The organism is Robiginitalea insularis (assembly GCF_052497835.1).
Genome location: NZ_CP199296.1, coordinates 3,031,061 through 3,044,796, shown reverse-complemented (window position 1 = coordinate 3,044,796; position 13,736 = coordinate 3,031,061). Strand labels below are relative to the sequence as shown.

General features: G+C 46.2%; 17 protein-coding genes. 5 read left to right on the top strand and 12 right to left on the bottom strand.

Annotated elements, in window-relative coordinates; all coding sequences use genetic code 11:
- Positions 1–314: 314 nt before the first annotated feature.
- Together ACT6NV_RS13725 and ACT6NV_RS13720 are read right to left on the bottom strand one after the other, a co-directional pair.
- Positions 315–887 (bottom strand): DUF4251 domain-containing protein, encoded by a 573-nt coding sequence (locus ACT6NV_RS13725; RefSeq protein WP_445385009.1) that lies wholly within the window; start codon positions 885–887, stop codon positions 315–317.
- Between the two features lie 104 nt (positions 888–991).
- The gene (locus ACT6NV_RS13720) at positions 992–2,665 is read right to left on the bottom strand and encodes a S41 family peptidase (RefSeq protein ID WP_445385008.1); all 1,674 of its coding nucleotides are present in this window, start codon (positions 2,663–2,665) and stop codon (positions 992–994) included.
- Between the two features lie 131 nt (positions 2,666–2,796).
- Here ACT6NV_RS13720 and ACT6NV_RS13715 point away from each other — a divergent pair, with 131 nt between their 5' ends.
- On the top strand, positions 2,797–3,741 hold the full coding sequence (locus tag ACT6NV_RS13715) for a hypothetical protein (protein ID WP_445385007.1): 945 nt from the start codon (positions 2,797–2,799) through the stop codon (positions 3,739–3,741).
- Here the strand turns inward: ACT6NV_RS13715 and ACT6NV_RS13710 are convergent.
- Entirely contained in the window at positions 3,733–4,104 is a 372-nt protein-coding gene (locus ACT6NV_RS13710) for a DUF7009 family protein (protein ID WP_445385006.1), read from the bottom strand. The genes ACT6NV_RS13715 and ACT6NV_RS13710 overlap by 9 nt on opposite strands.
- A 131-nt stretch (positions 4,105–4,235) precedes the next feature.
- Between ACT6NV_RS13710 and ACT6NV_RS13705 the strand changes: the two genes are divergently transcribed.
- From ACT6NV_RS13705 to ACT6NV_RS13695, 3 genes are all read left to right on the top strand, one after another.
- The gene (locus tag ACT6NV_RS13705) at positions 4,236–4,373 is read left to right on the top strand and encodes a hypothetical protein (protein WP_445382156.1); all 138 of its coding nucleotides are present in this window, start codon (positions 4,236–4,238) and stop codon (positions 4,371–4,373) included.
- 57 nt (positions 4,374–4,430) lie between these two features.
- Complete coding sequence (locus ACT6NV_RS13700) at positions 4,431–5,636, top strand: multidrug effflux MFS transporter (protein WP_445385005.1); 1,206 nt, start codon at positions 4,431–4,433, stop codon at positions 5,634–5,636.
- 95 nt (positions 5,637–5,731) lie between these two features.
- Positions 5,732–6,688: a TerC family protein gene (locus ACT6NV_RS13695; RefSeq protein ID WP_445385004.1), complete on the top strand. Its 957-nt coding sequence runs from the start codon at positions 5,732–5,734 to the stop codon at positions 6,686–6,688.
- A gap of 4 nt (positions 6,689–6,692) precedes the next feature.
- On the opposite strand, the gene ACT6NV_RS13690 is transcribed toward ACT6NV_RS13695, so the two are convergent.
- On the bottom strand, positions 6,693–7,022 hold the full coding sequence (locus ACT6NV_RS13690; RefSeq protein WP_445385003.1) for a hypothetical protein: 330 nt from the start codon (positions 7,020–7,022) through the stop codon (positions 6,693–6,695).
- 190 nt (positions 7,023–7,212) lie between these two features.
- Here ACT6NV_RS13690 and hpf point away from each other — a divergent pair, with 190 nt between their 5' ends.
- Positions 7,213–7,521: a ribosome hibernation-promoting factor, HPF/YfiA family gene (gene hpf / locus ACT6NV_RS13685; protein WP_445385002.1), complete on the top strand. Its 309-nt coding sequence runs from the start codon at positions 7,213–7,215 to the stop codon at positions 7,519–7,521.
- A gap of 3 nt (positions 7,522–7,524) precedes the next feature.
- On the opposite strand, the gene ACT6NV_RS13680 is transcribed toward hpf, so the two are convergent.
- The 8 genes from ACT6NV_RS13680 to ACT6NV_RS13645 all read right to left on the bottom strand — a co-directional run bounded on the left by ACT6NV_RS13680 (position 7,525) and on the right by ACT6NV_RS13645 (position 13,671).
- Positions 7,525–7,866: a hypothetical protein gene (locus tag ACT6NV_RS13680; RefSeq protein ID WP_445385001.1), complete on the bottom strand. Its 342-nt coding sequence runs from the start codon at positions 7,864–7,866 to the stop codon at positions 7,525–7,527.
- Between the two features lie 128 nt (positions 7,867–7,994).
- Complete coding sequence (locus tag ACT6NV_RS13675; RefSeq protein ID WP_445385000.1) at positions 7,995–8,243, bottom strand: acyl carrier protein; 249 nt, start codon at positions 8,241–8,243, stop codon at positions 7,995–7,997.
- A complete protein-coding gene (locus ACT6NV_RS13670) occupies positions 8,240–9,520 on the bottom strand; it encodes a beta-ketoacyl-[acyl-carrier-protein] synthase family protein (protein WP_445384999.1) in 1,281 nt (426 codons plus the stop codon). Before ACT6NV_RS13670 ends, ACT6NV_RS13675 begins: the two co-directional genes overlap by 4 nt.
- Positions 9,517–9,972: a 3-hydroxyacyl-ACP dehydratase FabZ family protein gene (locus tag ACT6NV_RS13665; protein ID WP_445384998.1), complete on the bottom strand. Its 456-nt coding sequence runs from the start codon at positions 9,970–9,972 to the stop codon at positions 9,517–9,519. Before ACT6NV_RS13665 ends, ACT6NV_RS13670 begins: the two co-directional genes overlap by 4 nt.
- Before the next feature lie 3 nt (positions 9,973–9,975).
- Complete coding sequence (locus ACT6NV_RS13660) at positions 9,976–10,776, bottom strand: SDR family oxidoreductase (RefSeq protein ID WP_445384997.1); 801 nt, start codon at positions 10,774–10,776, stop codon at positions 9,976–9,978.
- Between the two features lie 10 nt (positions 10,777–10,786).
- The gene (locus ACT6NV_RS13655) at positions 10,787–11,842 is read right to left on the bottom strand and encodes a type III polyketide synthase (protein ID WP_445384996.1); all 1,056 of its coding nucleotides are present in this window, start codon (positions 11,840–11,842) and stop codon (positions 10,787–10,789) included.
- Positions 11,843–11,848: 6 nt separating this feature from the next.
- Positions 11,849–12,559 (bottom strand): methyltransferase domain-containing protein, encoded by a 711-nt coding sequence (locus ACT6NV_RS13650; RefSeq protein ID WP_445384995.1) that lies wholly within the window; start codon positions 12,557–12,559, stop codon positions 11,849–11,851.
- Positions 12,556–13,671, bottom strand: a complete 1,116-nt coding sequence (locus tag ACT6NV_RS13645; RefSeq protein WP_445384994.1) for an NAD(P)/FAD-dependent oxidoreductase — start codon at positions 13,669–13,671, stop codon at positions 12,556–12,558. Before ACT6NV_RS13645 ends, ACT6NV_RS13650 begins: the two co-directional genes overlap by 4 nt.
- Positions 13,672–13,736 lie beyond the last annotated feature (65 nt).

The window sequence follows — 13,736 nt, the reverse complement described above, 5'->3', positions numbered from 1 at the left end:
TGGTTCTGAAGAATCCATTTCCATATTATAAATCAAAATCGGTAAGGTAATTTTCTTAACATACGCGAGAAATGTGAATTACCCGGTGGGTGATTCGCATTTTCGGCGAGACGGCGCGCTGGCGTTATTGGGAAGAATGTTCCTTACAAATCAGGACTATAAAAAATTACTTCTTAGAGGCTTAGTAGCGTATTTTACTTTGACATAAAATAGCCTTTACGGCTATACGTAAATTACTAATCTAAATGTTCTATAATTTATATTATGTCAAATAGAAAATATTGAATACTGAGGAATTCCTTGATTCCACTTCCCTATTTGCGTTCTGATAGATTCTCGAATTCCCCTTCGTAACGGATGGTATTGCGCTGGTTACTGTAGACGGTAATCAGGCTTCTGTTTTGCGGATATATCTTTATGTTGAATTGCAATCGCTCCGTTTTGGGCTGTGTTTCGAAATCAAGGTTGATATAATTTCCTTTGGCAGCTGTGGAAATTTCTAGATTTAGAATGACTGTTTCCAGATCTATACCCTCAGCTCGATTGTAGTTGGTTGCAATCTGTCGTTCTCCGTAATACGGGAGTTTTATAGAAACTGAATCCCCTTTTAAAACAAAAGAATTCGGAGTATTGATGAGGCTGATTCGGGAAACATTGGATCCTGGCGGCAACAGGCCGGCATTGGAAACCTGCACCAAGCCGCTGCTTTGCAAAGGAAGCGCCCAAAGCGCTTCTATCCTGAAGTTTCGGGCGGCTATTTGCTCTTGTAGTGCTTCAAGGGCTGCAGAATCCACAGGTGTTTTGCTGGCGTTACAGCCCCAAAGTACCCAAAGAATACCTCCCAGGTATAGACTGTAACAAAGCAGATGTATGGCGCGTTTTTTCATCTTCCGCTATCTATAACTCAAGTTACTTTATTTCCGTATTTGAAAACTCCCAAGATTTCCCTAAAAAATCCTAAATATATCTGAATATTAAGAGGTTAAAAGGGTTATTTGCCTTCCTCCAGTTGCTTGAGCATCTGCCTGGCACGCTTGCCGATATTCCCATCCGGGTCCAGTTCAATAGCCTTGTTATAAAACATTCTTGCTTTTTCCAGGTCTCCTGCCCTCCAGTAACCTTCTGCAAGGCTATCCCAGGTATTGGCTGATTCCGGAAACAAATTGGTAAGCATGGTAAACACAAAAATGGCCTCCTGATACTGTTCGGAATTCAAGAGTTTGTATCCCGCAGAATTGAATTCAGCTTCAAAATCAAAAAAGCTGTACCGTGAATCTGCCAGCATTTTTTGGGCTTCCGGCATAATCCGGTCTGCCTGGCCTGAAGTAAATAAATTCGTAAAATAAGTCATGGGATCCGCAATAAACCCCTCCCCTTCGAAATCCAGGGCCGCCTGCAGGGCCGGGTCCTGGTTGGTTCTGTATTGCTCAAAAGTCATTCCCGCGTCAATTTGCGGAGCCAGCCAGTCTGCATTCTCCCATTGCGGCTTATCCTGCCACCAGGCAAAGGACAACAAGGCCTTTATCCCGGTATTGGGCAGGTTTACGGGGCGGTTATCCCCGTAAAAATTGATATTCTCCCCTGTAGGTTCCCCTACAAAAATGGCGTTGGTGTAATTGTGCAGTTCATTGACCAGGTTCTGACAGGCCGAAAATGTCCTGCGCCCGATAATCACAAAAAACTTCCCCGGCACATTGATTTTTTCCGTTTCGATAATCCCGGTTACAATAGGCTTGTTTTTATAGTTGTTCCCTCCCCCGTTCAGCCGTACGTCCAGGATAAGCTTCTCCACCGGGTTGTTTTCGATAAAATCGAATAATTCCGTATAAAAAGCTGGAATATCCTGCGAGGGCTCATCCTGAATCTGGGAATGCCTCACGTAAACGGTTTGTTGTTCCGGGAGGTATTCATAAAAGTAAATTTTATCGATATTTTTAAGGTATAAGGGAGTCTGAGTTGTATCCCTGGCGCTAAGCCAGTCTCCTCCTGGCTTTACAAAACCGTAATTGGAAGGAAAACGGGCCATGGGTACAGCCGCAATGGTCTGTTTAACCTTTTGTCCGTCCTTCTCTAGTGTCAATTCAATATTCATTTTCAGTTCGTCTGTGACCCCCTGTGCATGCAAGAGTTCCGGAATTGTCAAATAATGCAGGCCATAGGCCTTTACGAACTGTTCGTTCTCAGCTGGTACCACCGGCCTCATTTTTTTAAGAACTGTCTCAATTGGCATGCCCTCAATGGCAATTACCCTCCCTCCCAGGCCTTCTTTAAAGTCTGAATGGATTCCTTCCACGTATAAACCATCATCGAATTGATACAGAAATAACGGCAACTGGTGTAAATCAACTTTTCCTTCCCAGTATCCGAGCACGGTATGTCCGTATTTAAAGGATGCTACCAGCCGCATCAGGCCGGCCAGGACCTCATGATCCTGCATGGCAGGGATACTCTTATATAATTCTTCCACGGCCCCGTCAAAAGTTTCAGCCGTGGTCTTTTTAAATAGAAAAGGGTAATCCTGGTGAACCGTCTTTTGAAGAAAGCGAAGATCTTCCTGCCATTGGGCGGAAGTGAATACTGACTGGGAATATACCCCGGAAATCATAAAAAGCAGTAAAAACAAAAGATGAAGGGCCTTCTTCGGAAGATGGTAAGATGTGTTCATAAAGCCTGTTTATTTGGTGAAACAATCCATTTTTTTATTTGACGCCTCCTTCCTTAAATTGTTACAGTTCACAAGGAAGTTGTCAGTTTGGGCGTGAAATAATTTGGTATCTTGCCGCAAATTTCCTGCTCTTGAAATTCCGTTCGGCCCTGGCGCTATTCTTTTTATTTAGCAGCCTGCTTAGTCAGGGGCAGCAATATGTCGACATTTTGTCCATCTCCTATGGCATCAGTCCGGAAACAGGTTTTGAAAACGAAGAGGGTACTTCCCGTATAAACCATGCGGACATCAATCTTACCCTCCCCATTCCCTTAAACGAGCGCACAAACCTGATTACAGGCTTTACCGGAATCCTGAACCGCTTACGCCTGGATCCTGCAGCAGCCGAACATAATACGCTTTACAACATCAACTCCCCTATCGGAATTAACAGAACCTATACCAATGGCTGGTCGGGAACACATGTACTTATACCGCGCCTCTCATCCTCTTTCGAAAACAGCCGCCTGGGCTTTCAATTGGGCACGGCCCATCTTTTGCAAAAGAATTACTCCCCTACCCGTAGTTTTACATTCGGACTCTATATGAACACGGAAGAACAGGGCTTGTTGCTGGTTCCCCTTCTCGGATATTATTACCTGAGCCCTGACGAAAGCTGGGAGTTTAATTTACTGCTGCCTGCGCGTGCTGATATAAATTATAGGGTGGGTCCCGGTCTGAGAATAGGCCTGACTTACGATGGTCTCGGATCTTCTTATGCTATTGACAGCGAGCAATTTGGAAAGGCTTATGTTCAGCGTGTATCCAATGAACTGGCAACTTATTTTCGCCTGGACCTGAGCAAATCGTTTTTGATGGCCTTCCGCCTGGGTTATTCCTTTTTCCGCTCCTACAGAGTCTATGACAGTGAAGACAGGGTTAACATTTCCATAGGCAATATCTTCTTTAGAGATCCCCGCTCAGTCCTGAATACTTCCATTAAAGATGGATTTTTATTTAAGGCCAGATTGGTGTACCGCTTTCACCTCAGAGCCCTTTCAGATGAAGCGCTGCTGAAGTCTCAAAAATTAAATTGATCCGGCTTTTGGGTTGGGGTACTGGTCGGCTTGTCCAGAGGGATCCCGATCCAGACAAACAAAGTCCTTTTCAAGGAGCAATTCCAGACTATGGCCTTCTACCGCCTGAATACTCCCGCTGAACCCGACATTTGAATCCTGGCTCCATTGTCTTCCCCATGTATCGGGAAGTAATAAGCAAATTTCCCGCTCGGTAAAGCGAGCGCTCAGCTGTTCAATTGAACCGGATAATGTAACCCTGTAGGTAAAAAGTCCTTCCGGAAAGGCAGTGGTCTGTACCACTTCCCCTTCCCTGCCCAGTGTTTCCACTTCAGAACGCCGCAGCCGGAAACGAACACTATCCCCTTCTATACGGATTTTCATAATGCAAACTTAAGTTATGCTTAAAGATACAATAACTACTACATGAATTTCAAAAACTAAAAAGGGTTTACAAACCTGTATCCCTGAATGTCTTTGCAGGGAATTAAATATCTTTAGCAAAACTACAACTCATGAAAAACATCATCAGGGCTGTCCTGGCCGCCTGGGGCGCCAAACGTATAGGAGGCGGGCGTTGTGGATGTATAGGGACTATTTTTGTATTCATTATACTGTATTGGCTGTTGGGCTACGTCTTCAAAGTACTGTAGTAAAAAACTTGTTAGCCAGACCTTTTGGGTTCCCTGGGATCGGCGTACCTTTGCACGATGGATTTGGAAAACCAGCGTCAATCCGAATTTATTGTCTTAATGGCTGCCCTGATGTCTATGGTAGCCCTCGCCCTGGATGCGCTGCTTCCGGCCCTGGACATTATTGGCCTGGCAATTGGCAACCGGGATCCTGCCAATAACCAGCTTCTCATTACCCTTTTTTTTCTGGGTCTGGGTACAGGTCCACTTATTTTTGGTCCGCTTTCGGATAGTGCAGGTCGTAAACCAATTGTCTATATAGGTATATTTATATTTTTGTTTTCCAGTCTTTTATGTATATTTTCTGAAAGCCTGGAAGTGATGGTGACCGGCAGAATCTTACAGGGAATGTCCCTTTCAGCTCCGCGCACCATCAGTATTGCCATGATACGGGACCGCTTCAGCGGAGACTATATGGCCCGCATCATGTCTTTTGTGACAGTTGTGTTCATCCTTATCCCCATAGTGGCCCCCGCTTTCGGGAAACTGGTGCTGGATGCATTCGGATGGGAAGCCATTTTCATTATTCAGGCCGGCATAGGCATTCTGATAGGGATCTGGTTCTGGCGGCGGCAACCGGAAACCCTGCAGCAACGAAACCGGACCCCTTTCAGGTCATCCCGGATCTGGAATGGCTTTAAGGAAGTACTGAGCTTTCGCCGAACACTGCTTTTTACACTAATCTGGGGGTTTATAACCGGGTCTTTCCTGGTCTACCTCAGTACCTCACAGCAGATCTTTGAGGTACAATACGGACTTGCAGACTTGTTCCCCTATTTGTTTGCCTTACTGGCTATCACCATTGGAGGTGCTACGTTTTTAAATGGATCCCTGGTACTGCGGTTCGGGATGCGAAGATTAATTGGGGTCTCCCTGGTCTGTTTTACGCTTATTTCACTGGCGTACATACTTTTATTTAATAACGGGAACAATCCATCAATAAGTATCCTGATGGGCTTTCTCTGCCTGCAGTTCTTTGCGGTAGGCTTTTTGTTCGGAAATCTGAGGGCTATGGCTATGGAACCACTGGGGCATATTGCGGGGATAGGTGCTGCTATTACTGGATTTCTTGCGACCCTTATGTCTGTTCCGCTAAGCACCTGGATAGGGAGTTATGTAATAGAATCCACCCTGCCCCTGTTTGTCGGTTTTTTTGGTTGTGGTTGCATTTCATTGCTGTTGTTCGGATACAGCAATTACCGTCTGAGAACCAACCGGTCCTAGCCTGCGCCATTTACCCGATAATTTAAGTGTGAGTCCGATTTATATCCCTGCATAAGCATACGGATGCTTATATTTGCTCAAAAGGAAGCCCCCGCATGTGGATATGGATCATCTTTATCGCCTGTATTATTGTATTTCTGGCACTGGACCTGGGTATTTTCAACAAGAAGGACCACATTATCCGATCCAAGGAAGCTGCTATGTGGACTGCATTATGGGTTACCGTTGCACTTTCCTTTAGCGGGATTATCTACTGGCTTTTTTCCAGAGGCCTGGTAAGCAACCCCACAAATCTTGATCCGGGCACTGCCGTTCTGAAATACATTACGGGTTACCTTATTGAACTCTCCCTGAGTATAGACAATGTCTTTGTTATTGCCGTTATTTTTAAAGCTTATTCCATCCCCCCTATTTATCAGCACCGGGTATTATTCTGGGGTATTTTAGGTGCAATTGTGTTCAGGGCCCTTATGATTTTATTCGGGGTTACCCTGATTAACCAATTCGAGTGGATTATTTATGTTTTTGGAGCCTTTCTCCTGTATACAGCCTATAAAATGATCAAGGCAGAAGATCATGAGTTTGATCCTAAAAAATCACGCACTTTCGCGATTCTTAAAAAACTCTTTCCCATTACAACCTCCTTTAAAGGAAACCAGTTTTTTGTGAAGCGATTAGGTATTTATGCTGCCACCCCCCTGTTTGTGGCACTCATTGTAATTGAGATAACCGACATCCTTTTTGCCCTGGATAGCATCCCTGCCATTTTAGCGATTACGGCAGACCCTTTCATCGTTTTCAGCTCTAATATCCTGGCCATTCTCGGACTGCGTTCTATGTACTTCCTGGTTTCGCGTATGCTTCAGAAATTCCGCTATATCAATTACAGCCTGGTTGTTATTCTCGCTTTTGTGGGCTTAAAAATGCTCTTTTCGGATAAAATCCACCTTGAGGAATGGGTGTCCCTTACTGTAATCATCCTTGCCCTTGCCGGGGGTATTTTCAGCTCGCTTTGGATTCCTGAAAAAAAAGCAAAGGATACTACTGACTAATTGTTTAGTGGCGGGTACTCCTGTGGTATTCCCTGATTTCCTTTTCCAGCATCCTGTAATCTGAGGACAACTGTCTTATCTGCCTGGAAAACTGCCTTTGATCCGTTTGACCGGCAAGATTGTTTCTATCCAGGTTTTCGCAGTTCAACCGAAAAAGCTTCAGTCGCTTTCGAAGTTTTTCCTTGAGTTCAAATTGAGCAGAAACCTGTGGCTCACAGGCGTAGGATTCCAATAATCTTTTCAGGTTCCTGGACTCGTTCTTTATCCGCTTTATTAATTCTGCACCCTGAAAACGTTCCAGGGGTTTCTGGCTGTGTATAATTGAGGGGCCCATAAGCACAAGATTCAGGTTGAATAATTAATTATGCTTAATAAGTTACGAATTTTTCAGGCACTTACCGGCAGGGGCAGTGCTTTTACCAGAAGATTAACCTTTCCTTGATCATTACCCATATAAGAGATAAATGCAGCGAAATTTGGCCGGAATGAGCAGGTGTCTTATATTACCCAAAATTGATGAATTAATGGATATTAACTTCGAATACGATTCGGTAAAAGCGAGTGAACGACTGGAGATAATGGCTGCCGAAAAATTGACCAAACTCCAGGATAAGTACGACTTCATAATACGGGCAGATGTCTTTTTTAAGAAGGAAAACACCTCTAGTCCGGACAGTGGAATGATCTGCAATATGCGCCTGAGTATTCCCGGGCCCCGTCTTTTTGCGGAAGCCAGTCACGGAAATTTCGAAGCATCCATTGCAGAATCTATATCGGACCTGGAAAGGCAACTTCGTAAACGCAAGGAAAAACTGAAGGGAAAGTTTAGCTAAACCTTATTCTTCTAGACTGTCCCGGTCTTCAAAACCCATGGAAGCCAGCACCTTATCCCACTCGGCAGAGAATGGGGTCAGGTAGAGTTCGCGCAATAATTTCCGTTTTTTCCTCAAAGGAATATCCAGGGTGTCCAGGATGGCCCTGCGGCTCAAAATATACTGTATCCTTTTTTGTTTGAGATCCAGCCGGGCTTCCCTTGGCAGGATAAGTTCGGACTCATAGCTTTCCAGTATGGTTTTATGGGTAACCTCACGGGCTTCAACCTTTACAACCTCCTGAGCGGAAGTATATAGGCATCCCGTTACCAGCAGTACGCTTAGGATTGATTTTGCTCGTTTCATAATAGTGTCTCGAAAGGGCAAACTACAAAAAACAACGAAATCAGGCTCAAAATAAGCTACTGGCTTTCCTTTTGACGAATGGATTGGATTTTTATCGGTGCTATCGGCTTACCAGCCCGTCTGCCCCGTCACCTGGTCTTTTCCTGTATTATTCGAAGCGCATCCGCCACTGTCTGCATCTGCTGCATGTCTGACTCCTCCAGGCGGATGTTATAATGATCCTCAACATCCAGGACAATATCGACCAAATGCGCTGAATTGATATTGAGGTCATTGATCAGGTGGCTCCCTTCCTGCACCTGTTCCGGTTTCACATCTTCCGGCAGATAGGGTTTGATGATTTCGGCAAGCTGTTGATAATTTGAAGTGTCTTTCATGAATCCGGATTATATCTGCTAAAAATAACACAAGAATTGACATCCCCGAAACCAAAACTGGCTTTAGCTACAATATTCGGATTTGCACTGATGCTTTGTAAAGGGATTCGTTCCCGGCCCAGCATTTCTTCTATTTCGGGATGCAGGTCCTCTGCATTTATGTTCCCGAAAATCCGGTTCATTCGGATCTGCAATACGGCAGCAACACATTCCATACTCCCCGAGGCAGCCAGGCCATGGCCTAAAAGCGATTTAAAAGAGTTTATAAGCGGAAAATCCTTTCCACTGCATCCTAATGCCTCTGTCCAGTTTCGGATTTCCACAGCATCCCCGGTTGTAGCCGTCAGATGGCCATTTATGGTATCGATATCTGAGGGTTTGATTCCGGCATTATTCATGGCTTCGGTAATACAGCGCCTGACCCCCTCACTGTTAGCAGCGGTCATGCTTCCGCCATTACGCTGTCCGCCACTATTAATGTTCCCCCCCAGTACTTCAGCATAAATGGCGGCCCCACGCTTTTGCGCACTCTCCATGGACTCCAAAAAAAGGGCTCCTGCCCCACTACCGGGGACAAAACCGCTTGCGGAAGCGGAAAATGGCCTGCTGGCCCGCTCAGGATCGTCATTATAACGGGTTGGAAGGATCCGCATGGCGTCAAAACCACCCCAGATATAAGGCCCGCTATCCCCACAGCTTCCGGCCAGCATGCGTGTGGCCTGTCCGCTTCGTATTCGTTCATAAGCGATAAGCACGGCCTCTGTACCAGTACTGCAAGCCGAAGAATTAGTACTCACCTGGTTCCCTGCGCCCATTTTACCGGCTAAAAATGCACTGATCCCGCTGGCCATGGTTTGGGGCACAGTGGTACTGCCCAGCCGGCGGGTATTTCCGGAATCCACCAGATAGATAGACTCCCTGAATTTATCCACGCCCAATATCCCGGTCCCGAAAATAACTCCGGTCTCCCAGTCAGTCTGAGAACTATCAGCGAGGCTAAAGCCTGCATCCTCCCATGCCTGCAGCCCGGCTATGCCCCCGTATAACAAGCCTGTGGACAGGAGTCCGCGCTGCTCTAATGATGTAAAGTACTGGTCTATATCAGATTGCTTAAGTAACGGTTTTCCAGCAATCTGGCATTTGAAATTTAACTGTTCCAATTCAGGAAAATGCCGAATGCCGGAGTACCCATTATCCATAGCCAGACCAAAGGCTTCCAACTGGTTTGCGTTTGGCGCGCAAATTCCCATCCCGGTTATGACTACCCGTCTTTTCATCTGCTCTCCTGTATGATCATCCCTGAAAGTGTTCCCCGGCAAAGTAGCTCGTCTTCTGCATTCACCATCTTAACGGAAGATTTTAATTTCCCGAACCGGAAATATTGCTTCTCCCCGATTACCCTTACTGTTTCACCTGGAAAAACCGCTTTTAAGAATTGCATATGCGTTTCTGTAAAAGCAATTATATTTTCTGCTTTATATGGATTCCCGCCTTCTTCCAACAAGTAGATTCCATGGCAGACCAGGGCAATCTGGGCGCAGCATTCCGTTAGTATTACCCCGGGGGTAACCGGCCTGTCTTTAAAATGCCCTCTGTAGTACCAACTATCCCGGGGAAAGCAATACTGCCCCTCAATGCGTTCAGGGGTAAGCTCCCGGATCGCGTCTACAAAAAGGAAAGACTCCCCATAGGGCAGCTTCTCAAGCAATCTGTCTGCGTCTGTGTACATGATCTATATCAAATGTTCTCCTCCGTCGGCGATTAAGATATTTCCAGTGATCCAGGATGCTTCGGGCCTGCAGAGTAAATAGGTGGCATTCGCTACATCTTCGGGCTGAGTCAGACGATTGTTCGGATTTCTCTTAAGGCTGTATGCTGCCAGTTTATCCGACCCCGGGATTTTATGAAAGGAATCTGTTAGAGTCACCCCAGCCTGTATGCAATTAACTTTTATGCCAACAGGGGCAAATTCTACGGCCATTTGCCGGACCAGGGCCTGCAAGGCTGCTTTAGCAACCCCTACAGCCCCGTAGGAAGGAAGTACCCTGCTGCTGCCTTCACTTGTAAAGGCTATAACACGGGTATCCGAAGCCAGTGTGCCTGCCAGATTCAGTTCCTGTACCCACTGATAAAGGCTAAAAGCCATCGCATCGGCAGTAATGCGTAAATCCTCTGCAGAGAGGCTCTTTTCGGACCCTTCCGGGAGCATCCTTTTTAAATTTCCTTTTGCAATACTATGGATTACCACTCCAACCCTGCCCGAACTTCCCAAAAGGGTCTTTATTTTTTCAATCTGCTCCTTGCGGCGCAGGGGATTCAGGGCATCGGTCTGAAAACTGTAAAATGCCGGTGCAATTTCACGGATTTCTTCAAAGGCAATTTCCACTTGCTCCAGGTCTATTGCCAGGTCTCTGTGCAGGATAATCAACGGATATTTTTCGGCAGCCAGTTTCTTTGCTGTTGCCAGGCCAAGACCCTTACTCCCTCCAAGAATAAGAGCAAAAGGTTTTGATATGTTCTTAGCTGTTCCCATTTTTTCGATTTCAGAATCGCAACAAAATGCGCTGGGCTGTAAAACCAGGTCCAAAACTTAGCATCAAACCCAACTCACCCGCTTTAATTGATTTTTTCATAAAACGCTCCAGGACATATAGCACGGTTACGCTGCTCATATTTCCATATTGACGTAACACTTCACGGGTATCGTCCAGTCCGGCAGGTAAGTCTGCAAAAACCTCGGAGACTGTCTCTACAATTTTACGGCCCCCGGGATGAAAAATCAGATGCCTCAGGTCTTCCAATCCTATATTCTGTTCCTGAAAAATTGGCTGCAACATTGGAATAAAATGCGCTGCAATCGTTTCCGGAACCTCCGGATCGAGTAGCATCTTTAACCCACTGTTGGTTAGTTGAAACCCCATCAAATGGGTCGCATCCGCAAAATGATACATGCCTTCTGCCAGGATTTCGGGACCGGAGTCTTCCTTTGCCGAACTCAAAAGCACACAGCTTGCGCCGTCTCCAAAAAGGGCAGCCGATACGATATTCGCCATAGAATGATCACCGTGCTGAAAAGTTGCTGTAGGGCTTTCGAAAGCTACCACCGCCGCCCGCTTCCCGGGATGGGATTTTAAAAATCGGTTTGCGTAAATCAGACCGGAAATACCGGCTACACATCCCATTTCAGTTACCGGCAGACGAACGATGTCTTCCCGCAACTCCAGGGCGTTAATCAGATAGGCATCCAGGGAAGGTATCATAATCCCCGTACAACTTACGGTAATAATATAGTCCAGCTCACTGCCCTCCCACCCCGCTTCTTCCAGGGCTTTACTCAGCACTTTCTGTCCAAGCTCTTTGGATGCCCGGACATATTGTTCGTTTTTATCCTCAAAACTCTCAGGGCTGAAAACCTCTTTTAAATCCATGATCCCATAGCGGGTGTCTACCCCGGCGCCTTCAAATATTTTAAGGGCCTTACGCACAAGCCGGTCGGGTTCACCTTCCAGCCACTTGGATACATATGGAAGTATTTCGGGGGTAGACCGGCTATAAGCAGGCAATACCTTTTGTGCGGTAATAATGCGCACTGTATTCATAACAATTTATTTTTTTCTGCCCTCCAGAACCCATAGGTAGCGAAAGGCCCATTTCCACCGGATGCTATAGGAATTTACGGAAAGCTGATCTGAAAAATCCTGTAGTTCTTCCCTTAGAAACCCCCTTCGGATTGAAATAGCACCATCCGAACGGGCCACCTCAGATTTCATAAAAATAGCACCAAATAACCGGAATAAATAGTAGGCAAGTTTATTTCGATGCAAATCGTTGACCACAATGGCCTTACATGTATCATCCAGCCAGTTATCCAGCAGTTTTTTTATTTCATTTTCCCGGAAATGATGCAAAAACAGGTTACAAATAACCACAGTGTTGTGGCCGGGAAGCCCCGGAAAATCCAGGATGTTTTTTTCTTCAATACTGATTTCCGGGAATTCAGCCGCCAGGTCAGCTGCGGAGGCTACCGAACGGGGGTTAATGTCCCAGCCGATGAGCCTAACCTTGTAGTCTTGCTTTCGGCAGTATCGGGCCAGGTAACGAAGAAATTCCCCGTTCCCACATCCGATATCGAGGATACATAGGGGCTCTTCATGGCGATACAAATAAGGTTTTAAGGCTTCAATACTGCTTCGATGGCCGCCAAGGTAGCGGTTTACCCTGCTGATATCCGCAAGGGCCTTTTGGAGTTCGGTTTCCGGAAGGCTCAGGTCGTCCATCGCCTCAGCTTCATATGTGCGCTTTTTGAAGTCCATCATAGCAACTGTTCGGCTCCATGGGTTTTACGGATTGCCGTCTTTAACAGGGTAGGAAAATGGGATGCCAGACCCAGGCCTAAACGGCTTCCCGCTGGGTGTGTCAGCAAACGCTGTAACTGTTTGCCATACCAAAGGCGCTGCCGGTAGGTCAGTAGCCATTCTTTAGAATAACATTCTTCCATCTGCCTGCGATTATTAATAGTACCTGATAGGTATTCCCCTGCCCAATGGGCAACCTTTTTGCCGCTACCTATGGCCATTGCCATCCCATTCCCCGTTAGCGGATGGATGAGCCTGGCCGCGTCTCCGGCAAGCAGAATATGCTCTTCTACCAGTCTTTTGGTTTTAAAGGATATTTGTGAAATGCTCAGGGCTTGCGGAAAGAGCTGTTCTGAATCTGCCAGCACTTCATTCAAGTCCGGGTGCTCAGCAATAATGCTTTGAATACATTTATCGAGACTTGGGTTTTCTTTAAAGCGGCTGCTTTGTAATAAAAAGCAAAAATTCACAGCCCCTGTTTCAGTAACAGAAAGCCCTCCATAGCCTCCCCTGAAAAAATAGAGCCCAACCTGATCGCTTGGGTAATTAGTTTTGAAATGCATTTTAATTCCCATCCAGGAACTGTGGCTTTTAAAAAAATTACGCTGTAACTCCCGGTCCATTCCGCTGCGCTTGCCCCAACTACCAATAACCAGATTAGCCTCCCAGGATTCCTCTGCCGTATCAATCCTGTGGTACCTGCCATTGAAATAAATATGGTAAACCGATTTAAAAATAAACTGTACCCCGGCCTTAAGGGCCCGCCTGTAAAGCCTTTCATCCAGCGCAAACCGGCTGATGCCGATACCTCCTAGTGGCAGTGTAATATTGTTCAGCTTTCCTTTTCCGGTAGCCAGCACCATTTTATTGATCTGCGGAGCATCCGACAGCGGGATCTCCCAGCTCTCCAGATAGGGTACTACTTCACGGGAGAGGTATTCTCCGCAAACCTTATGCCTGGGAAAGGGATGCTTTTCAAAGACGACAACACCATAGCCCGCTTCGGCCAGCTCAACAGAGGCCGTAAGCCCGGCCAGGCCTGCTCCCACAATAGCCACTTCAGTCTTTTTCACCCTTGGAAGGTACACTATTTCGCAAAAAAAATCCCGGATGGTCCGGGATTCGTAATGAGATTTAA

Bases quoted from the DNA above. Each gene is read 5' to 3' on its own strand.
- ACT6NV_RS13725 (WP_445385009.1), bottom strand. From the start codon at position 887: ATGAAAAAACGCGCCATACATCTGCTTTGTTACAGTCTATACCTGGGA.
- ACT6NV_RS13720 (WP_445385008.1), bottom strand. From the start codon at position 2,665: ATGAACACATCTTACCATCTTCCGAAGAAGGCCCTTCATCTTTTGTTT.
- ACT6NV_RS13710 (WP_445385006.1), bottom strand. From the start codon at position 4,104: ATGAAAATCCGTATAGAAGGGGATAGTGTTCGTTTCCGGCTGCGGCGT.
- ACT6NV_RS13705 (WP_445382156.1), top strand. From the start codon at position 4,236: ATGAAAAACATCATCAGGGCTGTCCTGGCCGCCTGGGGCGCCAAACGT.
- ACT6NV_RS13700 (WP_445385005.1), top strand. From the start codon at position 4,431: ATGGATTTGGAAAACCAGCGTCAATCCGAATTTATTGTCTTAATGGCT.
- ACT6NV_RS13695 (WP_445385004.1), top strand. From the start codon at position 5,732: ATGTGGATATGGATCATCTTTATCGCCTGTATTATTGTATTTCTGGCA.
- ACT6NV_RS13690 (WP_445385003.1), bottom strand. From the start codon at position 7,022: ATGGGCCCCTCAATTATACACAGCCAGAAACCCCTGGAACGTTTTCAG.
- hpf (WP_445385002.1), top strand. From the start codon at position 7,213: ATGGATATTAACTTCGAATACGATTCGGTAAAAGCGAGTGAACGACTG.
- ACT6NV_RS13680 (WP_445385001.1), bottom strand. From the start codon at position 7,866: ATGAAACGAGCAAAATCAATCCTAAGCGTACTGCTGGTAACGGGATGC.
- ACT6NV_RS13675 (WP_445385000.1), bottom strand. From the start codon at position 8,243: ATGAAAGACACTTCAAATTATCAACAGCTTGCCGAAATCATCAAACCC.
- ACT6NV_RS13670 (WP_445384999.1), bottom strand. From the start codon at position 9,520: ATGAAAAGACGGGTAGTCATAACCGGGATGGGAATTTGCGCGCCAAAC.
- ACT6NV_RS13665 (WP_445384998.1), bottom strand. From the start codon at position 9,972: ATGTACACAGACGCAGACAGATTGCTTGAGAAGCTGCCCTATGGGGAG.
- ACT6NV_RS13660 (WP_445384997.1), bottom strand. From the start codon at position 10,776: ATGGGAACAGCTAAGAACATATCAAAACCTTTTGCTCTTATTCTTGGA.
- ACT6NV_RS13655 (WP_445384996.1), bottom strand. From the start codon at position 11,842: ATGAATACAGTGCGCATTATTACCGCACAAAAGGTATTGCCTGCTTAT.
- ACT6NV_RS13650 (WP_445384995.1), bottom strand. From the start codon at position 12,559: ATGATGGACTTCAAAAAGCGCACATATGAAGCTGAGGCGATGGACGAC.